Origin of the sequence: Legionella sp. km772, assembly GCF_003989735.1 — a bacterium.
Taxonomy (GTDB): Bacteria; Pseudomonadota; Gammaproteobacteria; order Legionellales; family Legionellaceae; genus Legionella.
Genome location: NZ_RZGQ01000054.1, coordinates 1 through 17238, shown reverse-complemented (window position 1 = coordinate 17238; position 17238 = coordinate 1). Strand labels below are relative to the sequence as shown.

Genomic DNA, 17238 nt, shown 5'->3' with positions numbered 1-17238 from the left:
GAAAATCAAATAATCACTATAAAGATCAAGCATATCCATTTAATTCCCTCCCTAAAATTAAGGGCGGAATTCTAATGCTTTTTAGTCAAACTACAAGTTTATGTGCGTAACATGAGTAATTAAGAGCTCTCCTAAATCCGAATTATTTTCATTTTTATATAAATTAGATAAAAATCTATGCTATAAATAAAGTGAACAATACAGCACTTCGATGAGCTTGAAAGAATTTTTAAATCTTTTTTTAGTAAATTGGTGTTTTTAAACACAATGAAAAGTTTTGATTATTTGGTGTTAAGTTAAATTTTAACCATGGAGAGTCTAATGAAAATCATTAATTTGGCCAAATTGCCACTTGCTTTGATGCTATGTTTACCATTTTCTACCGGATATACGGCAGCTTGTGCTATTGGTGAACCACCATGCAGTGAATGCGTACCCAATAATACTTCTGGTTGCGCCTCAGGGCCGAATTGCTGTGGAGATGGCGAATCCCATGGTTGTAATTGCACTTCAACAACGACGAATCCACAAACTGGCGAGACCGTCTGTACCAATTGCAGTTGGTAATTACTATTTTTAGTTTGAATCACCCTAGCTAAGGAAAATCAAAATGCAAAAAATATTTAAAGCCCTATGTCTTGCAACCTTTATTTTATCATTTTTTAATCCCGTTTATGCCGCGGTTTGCGCTGTTGGCGAGCCTCCTTGCAGTAATTGTCAAGCAGATCCTTTAGAACCATCTGGATGTTCAGTTTCTAACTGCTGCGATGGAAATGGAGTTTCTCATTCATGTACATGTAATGAGAAGAATGCACAAGGCGAATGCACCCAATGTGCCTTCTAAGTGTTTTAATATTCTTGCAGCCTGAATTAGCGCTCCATTGAGGAGCGCCAATTTAAGCTTTTATAGGTGGCCCTGATTTATTGGGAATAATAAACCTGCCTGAATTGAAAATTAGTAGAGGACCAGCTCTGCCCTAATTAAATTTAAATAGAAAACAGAGCGCTTGCACGAGCTCTTTCGACCTCATCCATTTGCACCTCAATAAAACGAAGACGTCTATCTAAAGAACCACCCTTTTGGGGCTTTAATAATTTTAAATCATAAATGAGATCTTCCACACATTCATAGGGAGTATGGATAATTTCATGCACCTTAGCCACGTGATGCCGGCCTAAATGGCAAGAAAACAAGCGGCCGAAAAATGAGCCTAAGAAAAAATTTTCTTTAGTGTAATCTGTTAATAAAGCCTTAATTTTCAAAATGTTCGAGTAGGCCTTAGGCGTTTTCCAAATAGCCTGATAGGAATCTGGAAAAAGGGAAGTTGAGGTGGCTTTGCTAAAAAACGACGTACTTAACTGTGATGTTCTTGTAGTCATAATACCTCCTAATCCATGGAAATTGATATTATTTAACGTACAAACAAAACACTAATACAGACCAATCCTTGTCTGACCTTAGTGGAACAGGATTCTAATGCTCTTTATTAATAAATCACATCACGATTTAGTTTACAAGCGAATTCATTGAACTATCTCCCTACCTAGTTTAACTCTAGTTGCTTTAAAGCCAGAGAAGTATCGAGGGTTTGCTGCTCAGCTTGCTTCGCTGCTACCTTAATAAAAAACTTAACCTTTCCACAATCATCTACCTCTAGCCGAGTAGACACCGATGAGGGGACTGACTTATCGCTTTGTTCAGGCAGCTCACTTAGCTTTTCTGATGCTTCCAACTTACCCATTACAACCGAAGGATTTAAGTGGTCTAACACCAGTAATAACTGTTCTATCTCCAACAAACGCTTACGAATACCATCTCGTTGTTGTTCGGCAACAATACTTTGTAAGGCCTCCTCTCCTTCCGGGACTTTAACACGGCTTGATAGTTTTTCTTGTAAACGAAGAAGGCCGTCCTTAAGTTCTAGTAAATGGGTGTTTTCAGCAAACGCTGAATAATCAAAATTAACTAAACAAGTTAAAAATCCTTGAATCCTTGCCCTAGCACAATTAACACAGGCTGTCTTTAATGTAAGCGCTAATGATGTCGGTTCAAGAGATTCATAAACAGAAATTAACTTACGAAGTTGGCCACTGTCGGCAAATAAATCATTAAATAAGGTTTTATATAAGCTCACGAGAGTTTGGGCCCGCGGGCTGGGAGAGCCGCATAACTTAGTCCAAATCTGGCGAACATCGCCTAAAATGCGAGAATCTTGAAAGGTTTTAGCGGGATTTACCCCTCCGAGCACCCAATACAATAAAAATTCATACGCTTGAGCCCCCTCTAAAGATTCAAACTTGGTTGACGCTGAATACATATCTCGACGCTCTATATAATCGATTAAAGCTTGATAGGCCTTTTGTTGGCCCTCTGATTTTAAAGCATCTTTATTTAACACATAGATAGTACGCATACATGTAGATAATTTAACTACCTGACACTCCTTTTCCACTTGCGCTAAAGGATCCTTTTCGCCTCGCGGTCTCATGTAATTATATAAGTGTAAAACAACTAAGTTATTAATATCGAATCGTGCCATATTTATAATCACAATGAGTAAGGGTGTATTTCATACTACATAGCTTAAACAATATGTCAATAATAAAATCTTAAAATACAATGTGCGTTCATTTAAAATTAAAAAAATTATTTCCTTATCCATCAAGTACCTTGAGATTTAAGTAGCCTAGTTATTCCAACATTAGATTTCTATGCACTATAATTTTGGAAGGAAGATTTAATTAGATTTTCTAAGGATGGAAAATGTTCTTAAGTGCTTTCATTTGCTTGATGATTGCGGCTATTGCTGGAATCGTTAATTATAAAACGAAGATAGCCACTCTTGCAGTAATCACGAAGATAATCCTTCATGTCTTTCTATTATTTTTTATTGTTCTATTGTTTATAAGCTTTTTTAGCACTCTACCGCCCTCGCCAAGAGAACCCTCTTTGCCCATTTAATAAATAAAAGTTGGGTCTAACAGGACCCAACTTAAAAGTCTTTGATTAAAGAATATAACGGGCTAAGTCCTCATCAGCCACTAATTGCGCTAAGTTCTTATCCACATAAGCCTTATCAATGAGTACCGATTCGCCTGATTTATCGGTTGCTTCAAACGATACTGTTTCTAATAGACGCTCCATTACCGTATAAAGACGGCGGGCACCAATATTTTCCATCCGCTCATTTACCTGCCAAGCAATCTCCGCAATACGTTGAATACCGCTCGGATCAAAATTAAGGGTTAAACCTTCCGTTTCCATCAGGGCTTGATATTGCAAGGTTAGAGAAGAAGAAGGTTCCGTTAAAATACGAACGAAATCATCAACCGTTAAGGCGGATAATTCAACGCGGATAGGTAGACGGCCTTGTAATTCAGCAATTAAATCTGAAGGTTTAGCTACATGAAAAGCGCCTGATGCAATGAATAAAATATGATCTGATTTTACCATACCGTATTTAGTAGATACTGTCGTACCCTCAACCAAAGGAAGCAAATCACGTTGCACCCCCTCACGCGAAACATCGCCACCACCCTGTTCACTGCGTTTAGCCACCTTATCGATTTCATCAATAAAGACAATACCATTTTGCTCCACGCTCTCAATGGCCTTTGCTTTGATATCCTCTTCATTGATAAGCTTGGCAGCCTCTTCTTCGCGTAAAATTTTCATCGCTTTGGCAATAGTCATTTTACGGGTTTTGGTTCGATGAGTGCCCACTTGTTGAAACATCGATTGCAACTGGCTCGTCATTTCTTCCATACCTGGAGGGGACATAATTTCAATGCCGATGGGAGCCGCAGCTACATCAATTTCAATTTCATTATCATTTAAACTGCCCTCGCGCAACTGCTTGCGGAATACTTGGCGGGCGGTTGAATCGCGTTCACTAGGAGTAAGGCTGCCTCGCGCTGGAGGAAGCAGAACATCGAGGACGCGCTCTTCTGCAGCATCTTCAGCTAAATGCGCCACTTTTTTCATCGCAGCTTCGCGCTCTTTTTTAATCGCGATATCCGTTAAATCACGTAAAATGGAATCGACATCACGACCGACATAACCCACTTCGGTGAATTTAGTAGCTTCTACTTTAATAAAAGGGGCATTAGCCAGTTTAGCTAGACGGCGGGCTATTTCTGTTTTACCCACCCCAGTAGGACCAATCATTAAAATATTTTTAGGCATGATTTCATTACGTAATACTGGATCTTGTATTTTCATCCGCCGCCAACGATTACGTAAGGCTATCGCCACTGCTCTTTTGGCCTCATCTTGGCCAATAATATGCTTATCTAACTCTTGTACAATCTCACGTGGAGTCATCATTGAACTATTTGCTGTCATCATTTAATTCTTCTATGGTTAAATGGTTATTAGTGTAAATACAAATATCAGCGGCTATTTTAAGCCCTCTTTGCACAATTTCTTTTGCGGACAAATCAGTGTTTTCCATCAGCGCCCGTGCCGCAGCTTGCGCAAAGGGGCCTCCTGAACCAATAGCAATTAAACTTTCCTCAGGTTCAATCACATCACCATTTCCAGTAATAATTAAGGAGGCTTTCGTATCAGCCACGGCTAAAATAGCTTCAAGACGACGTAGCATGCGATCGGTACGCCAATCTTTAGCAAGTTCCACTGCTGCTCTCACTAAATGTCCTTGATGTAATTCTAATTTGCTCTCGAAACGCTCAAATAAAGTAAAGGCGTCTGCAGTCCCTCCTGCAAAACCTGCAATGACTCTATCTTTATAAAGCCGACGTACTTTCCGAGCATTACCTTTCATAACGGTATTGCCCAAGCTAACCTGTCCATCTCCTCCGATCACCACCTGATTGCCGCGGCGCACAGAAAGAATGGTTGTTCCACGATATTGTTCCAAAATAAGATCCTTAGCTGAAGCAGAAACCCCTTAGATGGGGATGATTAATAAAAAATCAATGCTTGGAGAAAAAAAATCGGCAATCTTCGATTAACTGTAGAAGTTAAAGTTAAGTAATCAACTAGGAATGAGGGAAAAAAACGAGGCCATGAGTTAGGATATGTTCGAGTAGTGCCTCGTTATCGATAGAGTTTTTTAGGCTTAAATCAATCTTCCAAGGTAATAATAAATCATCAATTTGGGTTTCAATAGAAAAAAGTTCAGTTAAATTAAGAGAGTTAGAGTCAATGCATAAGTCAATATCAGAGCCATTACGGTAGTTGCCCAGAGCCCTTAAACCATAGAGCACGACCTTATTTATTTGCGGGTATTGTTGGAATATCGAATTTATTTTTTCTATTGCTGCGAGAGGCAATCCGTCTCTAGTAGCTTCTTGCATCCTTACTTACTTTTTAAGCGCTGCATATGACTTAAAAAATGGGCAAATAAAGGAAAATAAAGAGTAATTATTTTTCCCACAATCTCATCAGCTATTTTATGGTTATAGGTGTGTGGGGTTTGGTTACGACTTTTAATCATTTCCATCCAACCCTCACCTTCAGCAATCAATCCTTTATTAAAAGCTTCTCTAATTGCATCGGGTGAACCAGTAATATTAGGGTTACCTTGGTAGGAAAAATAATCTTTCATGACATTCCAAGCTAATTCATGAGTAAATTTAAAAGCTTGAATTATACCTTGCTTTTCTAAATCTGATAAAGCTCGCTCTTGGGCTAAATGCACTGCTGAAGCAAGCTGAGAAAAGGCAGTACCATAATTATTAAAGCGTTGTTCCCAGCGAATGTTAGCACTCATATCTTGCCTTAAAATAAATATCGGTCGAAGAAACTAAGCGGCTCTTAGTTAAAAGCCGCCAACTTATTAAAGAAAAGAAAGGCCATGCGCTAAAGGTGCCAGCCCTAAATGCTGGGCTAGGGTTTGGCCGACATCAGCAAAACTATCCCGACGACCAATAAACTTACTTTTAAGTTGCGGGCCATAGACAATAACCGGAATGTGTTCACGAGTGTGATCAGAGCCCGGTAGGGTGGGATCACAACCATGATCTGCAGCAATGACAACTAAATCATTAGGCTGCAGTATGGCAGTAAGCTCAGGTAGTCGTTTATCAAAATCCTCTAAAGCCTTCGCATAACCGGCGGTATCGCGGCGATGGCCATAGGAGGAGTCAAAATCAACAAAGTTAGTAAAGACTAGGCTACCCTCTGGCGCGCTGGCCATTGCCGTTAAAGTGGCATCAAATAAGGCCATATTACCATCGGCTTTAATCTCTTGGGTAACGCCTTGATGAGCATAAATATCCGCAATTTTACCGATCGAGATAACTTCCCTTCCCGCTGCCTTTAAGTAGTCCAGTAAGGTTTTTTCAGGAGGTAGAGTGGCATAATCTTTTCGATGAGCTGTACGCTTAAAACTTCCCTCTTGCCCAATAAAAGGGCGCGCAATGACGCGGCCTATTTGATAATCATCAACCAAGTCACGAGCTATTTCGCAAAGCTTATAAAGACGGTCTAAACCAAAATGCTCTTCATGAGCCGCTATTTGAAACACTGAATCGGCAGAGGTATAAACAATAGGCTTCCCTGTTTTTATATGTTCGGCACCCAATTCATCTAAAATAGTCGTTCCTGATGCGTGCTTTTCCCCTAATACCCCAGGCAAAGACGCACGCTTAATCAATTCAGCAATGAGCTTTTGGGGAAAACAATGCGCTTGATCAGGAAAGTAACCCCATTCAAAAAGTACGGGCACCCCAGCTAATTCCCAATGTCCACTAGGCGTGTCTTTTCCTAAGCTCTGCTCTACAGCATAACCATAATAGCCTTGAGGTTCAGAAAAATTAGCTAAATTGACAAAGGGCAGTCCAGAACTGGCGACCGCAGCCTGATATAGGCCTAATTGAGCCAAATGGGGCAGCTGGAGAGAGCCTTGCCGAACACCGGCCATATCGGCCTTACCTTGTTCACAAGCTTCATAGATATGCACAAAAGTATTAGCGCCCTCATCGCCATAGCGAGATGCATCAAGGCTAGCGCCAATTCCAAAGGAGTCCATTAATAAAATACAAACGCGTCCTGTCACTATTTATACTCAACTTGTCGGCAATGGGTTTCTTTTAAACCAAATAGCATCAAAAAAGCAACTAATAAACCAATAGGTAAAATCATTGCTGCATATTGATAAGCATCTAAAGAATACACAGGCACACCACTGACTAAATGCATGCCACCATAACTGGTTAATAAACTACTAAAGAGATTTTGAAACACTAAGCATCCACCTTGAGTCAAAATCGAAATCACACTGACTGCTGTTGCTGTCATAGCAGGAGAACTGCTTTCTGCTACTAAAGCATAACTAATGACTTGGGCTGAAGTGAATAAACCTAATAGGAAAAATAAAAAGGCCATTTGATTTACTGAAACGGGTAAGTAAAGTGCAGCAAGCAAGGTTGCCATTGAGGCTAAAACACCGGCTTTCATGGGCATAATACGCACACCTACTTTATCAGAAACCCATCCTAATAAGGGTGCGCCAATAATTGCGCCAAAAAACAGCATTCCATTAATCATGGACGCTTGGGCAGAACTAATTCCTAAACGTTGCTCTAAATATAAAGTACCCATCATCGCGCCAAATACGGCTATGGCCATATTCATTAAGCTGGTATAAAAAGCTGCACGAAGGTACTGACTGTTTAAATATGCCTTTTTTGCTGCAGCAAAAATATTGATGGGAGCTGCTTCCTTTTTAACGGCTACTTGCGGCCTTTCTTTAATGCCAAAAATCATAAATAAAAGCATGGCAAAACCAAGAATCCCCACATCTAGAACTGCTTGACGCCAACCTACATAAGCCACTAATTTAGTCAGAGGGTACTGAGCGATCAAGCCACCCGTCATGGCCATCGTCACAATTGCACCAGTGACTAGGGCCATACGCTTAGGCGGAAACCAATGAGAGGCAAGACGAACTGGGCCAAGAAAGCAAAAAGCACTACCTATCCCCGTAATAAAACGACAAAATAAAGCGACATAAAACGAATGCGAATAAGCAAGCACAAAGGTGCTCATCACACATAAAAACATGGCGAATAAGATCGTGTTTTTAATCGAGAAACGATCTAACACCATCCCGGCTATAAATAAAAACAAAACATTCGATAAATAATAAATACTGGATAAATAGGTCATTTTATCAGCTTGGATATGGAAGTCCTGCATGATGTTAGCGGCAATAGACGCAAACATATTTCCTTGAATAAATTCATAAAAGAAAAACATCGTTGCTGCAAAACATACTATCCATGGCAATAATGATGATTGAACTTCACCATTGTAGCCTCTAAAGTCATCTACTATCTGCATTCTTACTCCCCATTTATCGTTTGCAGTATGTTTCACGAGTTAATAAAACAGCAACTAAAGCAGCAAAAGCTGCAATAGGAAAAATCCATAGAGCGAATTGAAAATCAGCCATCGTATACTGAGCTGCGTTTTGGGCATGATAAGTCATTAACCAACCAAACAGCACCTGCCCCACCCCGGCGCCCCCCATAATGATGACGGAAGCAATGCCGGTAGAAGAGCCGGTATTTTCTGCTTCATTACTTTCGGCAATTAAAGGATAGGAAATCACTTGTGTACTAGTAAAAAAGCCGAGGGCAAAAAAGATGAGGCTTAAGGAAAATTGTGATAGGGTGAGGTCCATGAATAAAGGAATCACCGTAATTAAAGTGGCTAAAGCACCTAAAATCATTAAGGGTTTACGCCGCCCTTGGGAATCGGACAACCAACCCACTAAAGGACAACCAATAACACTACCCATAAAAATCAAACTGACTACATTACTAGCTGCCATCTCTGGTAAATGATGGACTACTTGTAAATAACTAGCCCCCCATAAAGCACATAAAACCATAATGGGAAGGTTCAATAAGCAAGTATATAAGCCGGCTAGCCAGTTTTGGGGATTCGCTAAAGCTTTAGTAAAAGCGGAAGTAGCCTGAGCTTGCTGTGCTGGTAAACAGGAGGGGGCATCATTGGGCTTATCTTTGACAATTAAATAAATCCACCCTAGTAAAGCAGCACCCACTGCACCATCAATCAGTAAAGCTTGGCGCCAACCGAACAATTCATTTAAATAAGCAAAAGGAGTATGGGCCATCATTCCACCGATAAAGGCCATAGTTACTAAAGAACCGACTACTAAGGCTTGTCTGCGCGGTGGAAACCAACGAGAAACTAAAACAATACAAGAGAGGAAGCAAAAGGCATTACCTATTCCGGATAAAAAATGAAAAAAGGAGGCGAGCCAAAAAGAATGAGTTAAAGCAAAACCCACCGTGCCAACGACACAAACCAACATCGCCGTCAATATGACTTTGCGGGTAGAGAAGCGGTCAAGGATGATGCCTGCGGGCAATAGAAATAGAATATCAGCCCATAAATAGGCACTCGACATCCAGCTCAATTGAGTAGCGTCAATATGGAAATCATCGCGTAGAGGTTGGTTAATGACATCAAAGATATTGAGTTGAAAAAACTCATATAAAAAGAAAAGGCCAGCTGATAAGCAAACGACCCAGGCCATTAAGTCACCGCGAGGTACAAATACTCTCGAATCTACTGTAGCTGAATGTGACACTCTAACTCCTAACATCAAGGCCTAAATGTTGCGGCACATTATATCAAAACTTAAAGAAGATTGGTATCTTTATTGAACAAGATCTCAGGTGCTTTTCCGTTTTTTGCTTCTTTACGCTTAAAATGCAAGCGACATGTTGAAACATAGGACTCATTGCCCCCTATCAATACTTGCTCCCCTTCCACCACGGCTTCGCCCTGAGCATCAATTCGCATATTCATAATTGCTTTTCGGCCACAATGGCAAATGGTTTTTAATTCAACTAATTCATCCGCCCAGGCCAACAAAAATTGGCTCCCGGGAAATAATTCACCACGAAAATCCGTGCGTAAGCCATAAGCTAAGACCGGAATGGATAATCGATCAGTAATTTCAGTGAGTTGATGTACTTGTTCACGGGTTAGAAATTGAGCCTCGTCAATCAAAATGCAAGCATAAGCTGAAACCTTGCTGTTTAAATCCACTGTGATCTCATACAAATTATCGCTATCTTTGAAAGCAAAAGCTTGATCGTTAAGGCCAATGCGCGAGCTAATTGTACCCTGTTGATAGCGCGTATCAATGGCGGGTGTAAACAATAAAGTTTGCATGCCCCGCTCCCGATAATTATGGCTAGATTGTAATAAAACGGTACTTTTACCCGCATTCATTGCCGAATAATAGAAATAAAGTTTTGCCATAATGCAGTAGTCAGTCAATTTGAAAGTGCGGCTAATGTACTATAACTCTGACTATTTGCAATAAGTGTGTAGCACTTTGTTTCCCGGTGCATAACGTAATAAGAAAAACTGATTCTTTCCTAAGTTTAAAATTTGTTTAATTTGAAATTGCAAAGTCAATTCGCGGGGAAAAGCGATAAAATCCACCGCGTTAATGACCAGATAAAAATCTTTTTGAGCGTGGAAAGCGCGGCATAAGTCATTCAAGGAGCTAAGTGGTTTTGCTTTCCCGCGCGAATAAAATTGAGCGGAGAAATCTACTGCGCCCCAATAAAATAATTCGCTCTGTGTGGAAGGCTTTAATTGTAACCAGGCATCAATAATTGGTTTTTGTGTTTTTGCCACTTGATTGGGGTTAATAAGAAAAACAGCCGTTGCCGTTAAAGCAAAAAATCCCGCTGTTAAAGCGACATAAGGCAGCCATAAACTGTTTTGAGCACCATGTTTAGTCCTTTTCCATACTTCCATAAATAATAAAGCAAAGGCAGGCAAGACGGGAAAAACATAAGGGTAAATAATATTGCCGGCAAAAGTAAAAAATAATAAAGGCATCAAGGTAAATAAGAATAAATAACTCATCCAGCCTCTATCCTCTTGAGCAATAAAAACTTCTTTTCTATATTTTATTAACCAAAAAAATAAAATCAGCGTCCACGGCATCAGGCCAATTAGGGCATAAGGCCAAATCATGCCTTTAGGGGCATGGTGAGCCATCCCGTATTTATCCCCCGCCCAACCAGGCGTAAGAAAACGGTGGATGTGTTCGCCCATAATAAAATAATTTAAAAAGCCAGGAGTATGGCGCTCGGCTAAAAAATACCAGGGCAGGGCAATAAGCCCCATTAACAGAGTCCCTTTTATCCAGGGTAGTTTTCGCCATAAACGAAGCCATGCGTTGTTAATTAATACCCAAAAAAAGAGGGGTAGACCTACTAAAACTAAAGCAATCGGACCTTTGGCCAACAAACCTAGACCTAGACCAACAAAGAATAAATAGGACCACAGGACCTTGTCTTGCCGGACCGCAAACCAAAAGCTGACGAAGGCTAAGGTGGTAGAGAAAATAAGTGCCGGCTCAGTCATTACTGCACCGGCATCTAAAAAGAAATAAAAGCTGCCTGCTAAAACGACTACGGCGACTAAAGCGGCAAGCTCATCTAATTGTTTTCTAGCTAATTGCCAAACTAGGGCCAAAACAGCGAGGGATAATAATAAAGAAGGAAAACGAGCCGCAAATTCATTAACACCAAATAATTTCATTGAAAAAGCGGCTAACCAGGTCGATAAAGGGGGTTTAGCCCAAAAAGGAATACCGTAATCATGGTACAAGGTTACCCAATCTCCGGTTTCTAACATTTTTCGTGCAATTTCACTGTAGCGAGCTTCAGTGGTGTCATTAAGGGGAATAATAAAATTAGCAAGCAAACGACAAAGGAGTAAAAAAATTAGAGCGCAAGAGCTCAAGACATAAAATTTTTTATACGCCGCAAAGCGCTCAGCTATTAATTTCAATTAAAACTCCGCCTTTTTGGCCGATTAAGAAAAAAAGCAAATGTTAACATGCTTTTTCTAACGAGCCTTATTTTTTAAATACAAAAGGTGCTCATTTTTTTATCTTTATGAATATTATCGTTTTTTATATGTTTTTAAAACTACATTATGAAAAAGCATGACGCAATGACAACTTTCGTTTACACTAGTTTTCTGTAAGTAGATGCTTACATTACTTTGCTTTGGATCTAGGAGATAAAACATGACGTTTGAATTAAAAGGATACAATGAACTAAAAGCACATTTTGCAGAAACTGTAGAAATCATCAAAAAAAAATACAGCACCGAAGCCATAAAAATAGAAAGTCTTGAGCAATTAACTGAGCCAAGAAGAAGCCAGCTTAAATTTATCGAGTATACTATTGAAAGTTTAGATACTCGTCTTGATGCAACAAAACCCATTAATAAGCCTAGAGTCCTGGAGGAAGCCACGCGGACCCTCAATGGGGCCATGTTATTAGTAAGCACTCAAATTACTGAAAATTTAGGACCAATTCAACGCAATAGCCTCCTAAGAGATCGTTTAAACTTAGGCATGGGTATCACCGCTGAACATGCGCCTAGTCATTTTGATTTAACTAAATGCTACGAAGAATTAAACAAATTTTTTAAATTAGTCTTTGTTGAGCGAAATTCCCGTAAAGGCCTTAAAGCCGAACACGATTTACAATACATTCCTTTAGATACGCTAGTCGCCTTAATGAAAAGAAGCTATGAGTTAGAAGAGCTAAGTAATAAAAACGCCTTAGCAGAATATGCCCCTGGTGGTAAGGCAGCAATTCTTGCCAAAAATTTCAAAACTGAGGCCGTTCCTGCAGCAGTAACCGCAACTTTTACCGATTGGGACACTATCCAAGAAGCCTTACAACAGTTAATGACTGATGAACTGGGTGATAAAAACGTCGCCGAAATTAACTTGCTTAGCAAAGAGCGGGCCGCGCAATTTAATTTCTTAATGACTATAGTCAAAAATTTAAATGCTCTCTCTGTAGAGTCTGGAAGGAAAATCGCTATTTTAGCTGGAGCGATGTGCATTGTCAGAGAACAAATAGGCCAAAGAGAATACTCAAAACCCGCCTTAAGTCATGATGATATTCCAGGATCATTAGTCCATACCGGGCTTACCAGAATTCTTAAAGCAAAAGAAACCTCTCCGGAGAATATTGAGGTTTTATTACGTGCAGCTAACGATTATATTATGTTTATGACCACTGAGCCTAAGAAATTAAAAGAGAAGCACATTTTCTCTGATATTAAAGATTTTTCTTTAGTAGGCATTTTAGAACTTATCCAATCCACTATTACTGTTTGCCGTAAAACAGCTTTAGATAGAGAGGTTGCCGCTTATAAACGTCTTGCAGCTGAAAAAGCAGAAGCGGAGCGTCTGGCCAAAGAAGAGACTGACAGTGCGACTAAACCCACTGCCTCAACGGGTGGTTTGGCAGGACTCTTAGGCGCAATGATCTGGGGCACACCAAAGCCTAAATCTGTTGAGAAAACTAAAGTTGAAGCCGAGAAAGAAAAAGCTGCAGTTAGTCCACACTAAGTTTATTCTTAAAGCAGCGGTGTACACTGCTGCTTTATCCCCTAATTAATATTTCTTTTAAGATAAGCCATTTCGCTTAATTTTTGCTACAATAACGTCCATTAATTAATCGTACCCTATTAAAATTTGTAATTTCTAATGAAAATCAACTCACTTATCGCAAAAACTGCCCCACTTGTTTTATTCTTATTTCTTTTGCCATCTCTAGTATGTGCTCACAAGACCGTAGTGATTACTATTGATGACTTACCCTTTGTCGGCGACTACCGTAATTTTCATTTAAATATGATAATGGAAACCCTACAGCAACAACGCGTACCTGCTACTGGCTTTATTATTGCCAGTGAGGTGCGTCATGACAATTGGGAGATGTTACATAAATTTAGGGATGCAGGCTTTGGCTTAGGCAACCATACTTTTTCACACGCTAATTTAAACCGCTTATCCGTTGCCGAGTACATTCAAGAGATAAAGAAAGCGGATTCCCGCCTAACACCGGTGTTAACTAAGCCTAAATACTTCCGTTACCCCTATTTAGCGATGAGTAATGGCGCCAAACGCAACGCTATTTTATGTTATCTTAAGAAAAAACAGTATACCGTGGCCCCGATCACTATCGATAGTAAAGATTTTGTTTTTAACCAACGCCTGCTCGCCGTGCCGGAGTTAAAACGGCGCGATTATTTTTTACAGGAATTAAAGCCTTTTTATCTTGATTTCATCTGGCAACAAACCCTGAAAGCAGAAGAGCATAGCCAATACCATCATAATCCTGAGCAATCACAAATTCTTTTAATTCACGCTAACTTGCTTAATGCCTATGCACTGCCAGATATTATCAAACTTTATAAAGAGCAAGGTTATAAATTTGTAAGTTTAAAGAAAGCTTTAAAAGGCTACGAGGTAGCAATGAATTGCAAGCCTGCTAAGCCCGCACCGCCTACAGTTGCAAGCCCTGATCCCCATATTGACTCGTATGTCGATTGGGATTAAAAGCTGAACCCTGTTTAAGAACAGAGTGAAGGATGAAACGGCTTTGGCACAATGTTACTACTCAATTCTAGATTGCTTCGCTAAAGCAGTAAGGGGAGGATGTCGAGCATAGCTCGACATCTTTTGGCTGTTAACTTAATTGGCTTTGAATTTTCTTCGCTGCATCTAAATGATGTTGAACATGTTTAGTGGTATCTTCAAGGTGTTTTTTCAACTTAGGATTTGTCACTTCTTTCAAGTAGCCGTTTAATAAAGTCAATGCAGCTTCATGATCTTTAACCATATCGTTAATGTAGGCTTTATCAAAATCAGTGCTGGATAATTTATTTAAATCACTCGCCTCTTGCTGGCCTTGAGTTTTTAAATCAGTAACATTTTGATCATCAACAGGGGTAATATCCTGCTTTTTGCTGATTTTCAGCGTTTCTTTTAAATTTTTATCATGTTCTTTTTTCATTAATTTAGCATATTCTTTGACATGTTTATCATTTGCTTTACCTAAAGCAAGATCAGCAACAGTAATTTCATTGTTATTTAAGACTACTAAGCCTGCGACGATTTCTTGATCAGGATTAGTTTTAGTATCGGTATTATTGGCAAAACTTAAGGGTGCTACTAAGAGCAAGGACAACATTAAAGAACAGGCTTTCATATCTAAACTCCCTTTAATAATGATTATTTTAATTTATTTTCCACTATACTGGTATAACTCAGAATTACTCATCGGAAAATTAGGGTATACCCTATGTAACTGTAGACGCAAATGACTAGAGTGCAACCTCTCTCTTTTAGTATTTCACTAAATCCCCCTGCTCATGATAATTTATGGTACAATAAGCCCAAAATTTTAAATTGATTTAAGGATATTAATGAGTTTTGCCGATTTAGGTCTTATACCGCCTCTTGTTCAAGCCACCAATGAATTAAATTACCAAGAGCCTTCCCCCATTCAGACTAAAGCAATACCTGCTGTTTTAAAAGGCCAGGATGTTTTGGCTTCTGCACAAACCGGTACAGGAAAAACAGCAAGTTTTGTCTTACCGCTTTTACAAAAACTAAATGGAACCCGCGCCAGCTCTAATCGTGTTTGTGCCTTAATTCTTACCCCCACCCGCGAGTTAGCGGCTCAAGTTCACGACAGCATTAAAAATTATGGCCGGCATTTATCCTTACGTTCGACCGTAGTTTATGGTGGGGTAAAAATTAATCCCCAAATGATGCGCTTACGCAGCGGGGTTGAACTCTTGGTGGCCACCCCCGGTCGTTTATTAGATCTATATCAACAAAAAGCCATTCAATTTGATCAAATTAATACCCTAGTACTTGATGAAGCCGATCGCATGTTGGACATGGGGTTTATTCATGACCTTAAGCGGATTATTAAATTATTACCTTGGCAAAGACAAAATTTACTTTTTTCCGCTACTTTCTCCGATCCTATTCGAGCCATTGTGAAGGATATTTTAAAAAATCCCGTAGAAATTGACGTCGCTCCCCGCAACACTACAGTTGTAGCCATCAAACAAAAAGTTCATCCTGTAGATAAAAGTCGTAAGGCCGCCTTGTTGAGTCATTTAATTCATAAAAATAAATTAGGTCAGACCCTTGTTTTTACTAAAACCAAACATGGGGCGAATAAATTAGTAAAGCAATTAGCCGATGAACAAATTCATGCCGCGGCCATTCACGGCAACAAATCACAATCACAACGAACCAAAACGCTGGCTGACTTTAAAGCAGGTGAATTGCACGTACTGGTAGCCACAGATATTGCAGCCCGTGGCATTGATATCAGCGGACTTCCCTGTGTGATTAATTTTGATCTTCCGCAAGTTGCGGAGGATTATGTACATCGCATTGGCCGCACTGGACGTGCAGGAGCTACCGGCTTAGCTTTATCTTTAGTCTGTGCGGATGAAATAAATCAGCTCAAAGCCATCGAGCGTTTAATTAAAAAAACGTTAGAACGGATGGAAATTGATGATTTTGAACCGCAACACAACTTACCTACTACGATAAATAAAGCAACCAATAAACCCACGCGTGCTTTTAAGAAAACCCCAGCTAAACCAAAAACGCCAGGGAAACCGCACGCGCAAAATAGGCAACAGTCGTTTAAAAAGAAAGCGGCCAAAAACTAAGGCAATACTATAAGCGTTAAATCCAATTACCCGGATTTTATCCGGGTGCTCCTACTTTCTAGCTATAGACTCCAAAATTATTCCTTCTTATTCACCCCAAAACTGCAACAAAACCGACTTAACTGAACAAAATAAAGGCATATGGTCTATAATTATTGGATAAAAGGACTTTTTTACTCTGGATAAAATGGCCTATCTCTTTACCAAAATGACTCAAGTATTTAATTGCCAAAACCAAGGACTCTGGCAGCCCAGCTCTCTATTTTACAAAAAAAAACAACACCTCCCTAGCATAAAAACTAATGAGACAGGATTTACCCTAATTGAGTTAATGATAACTCTGTTCGTCTTGGCTGTGATGGTTACCATAGCAGTCCCGTCTTTTCGGACCATTATTTTAAATAACCGTTTAAATACGAGCGCCGATGCCCTAGTGAATGCCCTTAACTACACCCGCAGCATTGCATTAAATAATAATAGCAATGTACTAATTTGTCCTTTTAATTCGGCAAATTCAACTGCCTGCGGTAACGATTGGAGTCAAGGATGGATAATAGTTACCCAACCAGCATTAGGAGCTGGGTTAGCTAGGTCCGGGGATCTGGAACAAAATTCAGGAAAAATAAGAGCTATTCCCGGTTTGTTAGTTCATTCACCTTACTCTCAGAATGGCTTATCCACAAGTCCATAGGCCAGGAGAG

General features: G+C 39.7%; 18 protein-coding genes. 6 read left to right on the top strand and 12 right to left on the bottom strand.

Annotated elements, in window-relative coordinates; genetic code table 11:
- Positions 1 to 321: 321 nt before the first annotated feature.
- Complete coding sequence (locus ELY15_RS07560) at positions 322 to 567, top strand: hypothetical protein (protein ID WP_127099056.1); 246 nt, start codon at positions 322 to 324, stop codon at positions 565 to 567.
- Positions 568 to 610: 43 nt separating this feature from the next.
- Complete coding sequence (locus ELY15_RS07555) at positions 611 to 844, top strand: hypothetical protein (protein ID WP_127099055.1); 234 nt, start codon at positions 611 to 613, stop codon at positions 842 to 844.
- 143 nt (positions 845 to 987) lie between these two features.
- Here the strand turns inward: ELY15_RS07555 and ELY15_RS07550 are convergent, their stop codons facing one another.
- From ELY15_RS07550 to ELY15_RS07500, 11 genes are all read right to left on the bottom strand, one after another.
- Positions 988 to 1380, bottom strand: a complete 393-nt coding sequence (locus tag ELY15_RS07550) for a DUF5617 domain-containing protein (RefSeq protein WP_127099054.1) — start codon at positions 1378 to 1380, stop codon at positions 988 to 990.
- A gap of 164 nt (positions 1381 to 1544) precedes the next feature.
- Positions 1545 to 2540 (bottom strand): hypothetical protein, encoded by a 996-nt coding sequence (locus tag ELY15_RS07545; RefSeq protein WP_127099053.1) that lies wholly within the window; start codon positions 2538 to 2540, stop codon positions 1545 to 1547.
- Positions 2541 to 3007: 467 nt separating this feature from the next.
- Positions 3008 to 4348, bottom strand: a complete 1341-nt coding sequence (hslU, locus tag ELY15_RS07540; protein WP_127099052.1) for an ATP-dependent protease ATPase subunit HslU — start codon at positions 4346 to 4348, stop codon at positions 3008 to 3010.
- Positions 4332 to 4880, bottom strand: coding sequence for an ATP-dependent protease subunit HslV (hslV, locus tag ELY15_RS07535; RefSeq protein WP_127099051.1), 549 nt, complete (start codon positions 4878 to 4880; stop codon positions 4332 to 4334). Before hslV ends, hslU begins: the two co-directional genes overlap by 17 nt.
- Positions 4881 to 5001: 121 nt before the next feature.
- Complete coding sequence (locus ELY15_RS07530; protein ID WP_127099050.1) at positions 5002 to 5319, bottom strand: nucleotidyltransferase domain-containing protein; 318 nt, start codon at positions 5317 to 5319, stop codon at positions 5002 to 5004.
- 2 nt (positions 5320 to 5321) lie between these two features.
- Entirely contained in the window at positions 5322 to 5735 is a 414-nt protein-coding gene (locus ELY15_RS07525; RefSeq protein ID WP_127099049.1) for a nucleotidyltransferase substrate binding protein, read from the bottom strand.
- A 66-nt stretch (positions 5736 to 5801) separates the two neighbouring features.
- Positions 5802 to 7022 carry a phosphopentomutase gene (locus ELY15_RS07520; protein ID WP_127099048.1) on the bottom strand — a complete coding sequence of 407 codons (1221 nt, stop codon included), beginning with the start codon at positions 7020 to 7022 and terminating at the stop codon, positions 5802 to 5804.
- Positions 7022 to 8308 carry an MFS transporter gene (locus tag ELY15_RS07515; RefSeq protein ID WP_127099047.1) on the bottom strand — a complete coding sequence of 429 codons (1287 nt, stop codon included), beginning with the start codon at positions 8306 to 8308 and terminating at the stop codon, positions 7022 to 7024. Before ELY15_RS07515 ends, ELY15_RS07520 begins: the two co-directional genes overlap by 1 nt.
- A 13-nt stretch (positions 8309 to 8321) precedes the next feature.
- A complete protein-coding gene (locus ELY15_RS07510) occupies positions 8322 to 9587 on the bottom strand; it encodes an MFS transporter (RefSeq protein ID WP_199744186.1) in 1266 nt (421 codons plus the stop codon).
- A 50-nt stretch (positions 9588 to 9637) separates the two neighbouring features.
- The gene (locus ELY15_RS07505) at positions 9638 to 10267 is read right to left on the bottom strand and encodes a thymidine kinase (protein WP_127099045.1); all 630 of its coding nucleotides are present in this window, start codon (positions 10265 to 10267) and stop codon (positions 9638 to 9640) included.
- Between the two features lie 51 nt (positions 10268 to 10318).
- Positions 10319 to 11818 carry a glycosyltransferase family 39 protein gene (locus ELY15_RS07500; protein WP_233586564.1) on the bottom strand — a complete coding sequence of 500 codons (1500 nt, stop codon included), beginning with the start codon at positions 11816 to 11818 and terminating at the stop codon, positions 10319 to 10321.
- A gap of 241 nt (positions 11819 to 12059) precedes the next feature.
- Between ELY15_RS07500 and ELY15_RS07495 the strand changes: the two genes are divergently transcribed.
- Together ELY15_RS07495 and ELY15_RS07490 are read left to right on the top strand one after the other, a co-directional pair.
- Positions 12060 to 13403 carry a hypothetical protein gene (locus tag ELY15_RS07495; RefSeq protein WP_127099044.1) on the top strand — a complete coding sequence of 448 codons (1344 nt, stop codon included), beginning with the start codon at positions 12060 to 12062 and terminating at the stop codon, positions 13401 to 13403.
- Between the two features lie 138 nt (positions 13404 to 13541).
- Positions 13542 to 14396 carry a polysaccharide deacetylase family protein gene (locus ELY15_RS07490; protein WP_127099043.1) on the top strand — a complete coding sequence of 285 codons (855 nt, stop codon included), beginning with the start codon at positions 13542 to 13544 and terminating at the stop codon, positions 14394 to 14396.
- Positions 14397 to 14526: 130 nt separating this feature from the next.
- Here ELY15_RS07490 and ELY15_RS07485 read toward each other — a convergent pair whose 3' ends face one another.
- On the bottom strand, positions 14527 to 15048 hold the full coding sequence (locus ELY15_RS07485) for a DUF4142 domain-containing protein (RefSeq protein WP_127099042.1): 522 nt from the start codon (positions 15046 to 15048) through the stop codon (positions 14527 to 14529).
- Positions 15049 to 15265: 217 nt separating this feature from the next.
- On the opposite strand from ELY15_RS07485, the gene ELY15_RS07480 reads away from it, so the two are divergent.
- Complete coding sequence (locus ELY15_RS07480) at positions 15266 to 16537, top strand: DEAD/DEAH box helicase (protein ID WP_127099041.1); 1272 nt, start codon at positions 15266 to 15268, stop codon at positions 16535 to 16537.
- Positions 16538 to 16724: 187 nt separating this feature from the next.
- Positions 16725 to 17228: a GspH/FimT family pseudopilin gene (locus tag ELY15_RS07475; protein ID WP_127099040.1), complete on the top strand. Its 504-nt coding sequence runs from the start codon at positions 16725 to 16727 to the stop codon at positions 17226 to 17228.
- Positions 17229 to 17238: the final 10 nt, after the last annotated feature.

Excerpts from the sequence above, each read along its gene's own strand:
- ELY15_RS07525 (WP_127099049.1), bottom strand. The coding sequence starts at position 5,735 with ATGAGTGCTAACATTCGCTGGGAACAACGCTTTAATAATTATGGTACT.
- ELY15_RS07530 (WP_127099050.1), bottom strand. The coding sequence starts at position 5,319 with ATGCAAGAAGCTACTAGAGACGGATTGCCTCTCGCAGCAATAGAAAAA.
- ELY15_RS07560 (WP_127099056.1), top strand. The coding sequence starts at position 322 with ATGAAAATCATTAATTTGGCCAAATTGCCACTTGCTTTGATGCTATGT.
- ELY15_RS07480 (WP_127099041.1), top strand. The coding sequence starts at position 15,266 with ATGAGTTTTGCCGATTTAGGTCTTATACCGCCTCTTGTTCAAGCCACC.
- ELY15_RS07495 (WP_127099044.1), top strand. The coding sequence starts at position 12,060 with ATGACGTTTGAATTAAAAGGATACAATGAACTAAAAGCACATTTTGCA.
- ELY15_RS07505 (WP_127099045.1), bottom strand. The coding sequence starts at position 10,267 with ATGGCAAAACTTTATTTCTATTATTCGGCAATGAATGCGGGTAAAAGT.
- ELY15_RS07555 (WP_127099055.1), top strand. The coding sequence starts at position 611 with ATGCAAAAAATATTTAAAGCCCTATGTCTTGCAACCTTTATTTTATCA.
- ELY15_RS07490 (WP_127099043.1), top strand. The coding sequence starts at position 13,542 with ATGAAAATCAACTCACTTATCGCAAAAACTGCCCCACTTGTTTTATTC.
- hslU (WP_127099052.1), bottom strand. The coding sequence starts at position 4,348 with ATGATGACAGCAAATAGTTCAATGATGACTCCACGTGAGATTGTACAA.
- ELY15_RS07475 (WP_127099040.1), top strand. The coding sequence starts at position 16,725 with ATGGCCTATCTCTTTACCAAAATGACTCAAGTATTTAATTGCCAAAAC.
- ELY15_RS07515 (WP_127099047.1), bottom strand. The coding sequence starts at position 8,308 with ATGCAGATAGTAGATGACTTTAGAGGCTACAATGGTGAAGTTCAATCA.
- ELY15_RS07485 (WP_127099042.1), bottom strand. The coding sequence starts at position 15,048 with ATGAAAGCCTGTTCTTTAATGTTGTCCTTGCTCTTAGTAGCACCCTTA.
- ELY15_RS07545 (WP_127099053.1), bottom strand. The coding sequence starts at position 2,540 with ATGGCACGATTCGATATTAATAACTTAGTTGTTTTACACTTATATAAT.
- ELY15_RS07550 (WP_127099054.1), bottom strand. The coding sequence starts at position 1,380 with ATGACTACAAGAACATCACAGTTAAGTACGTCGTTTTTTAGCAAAGCC.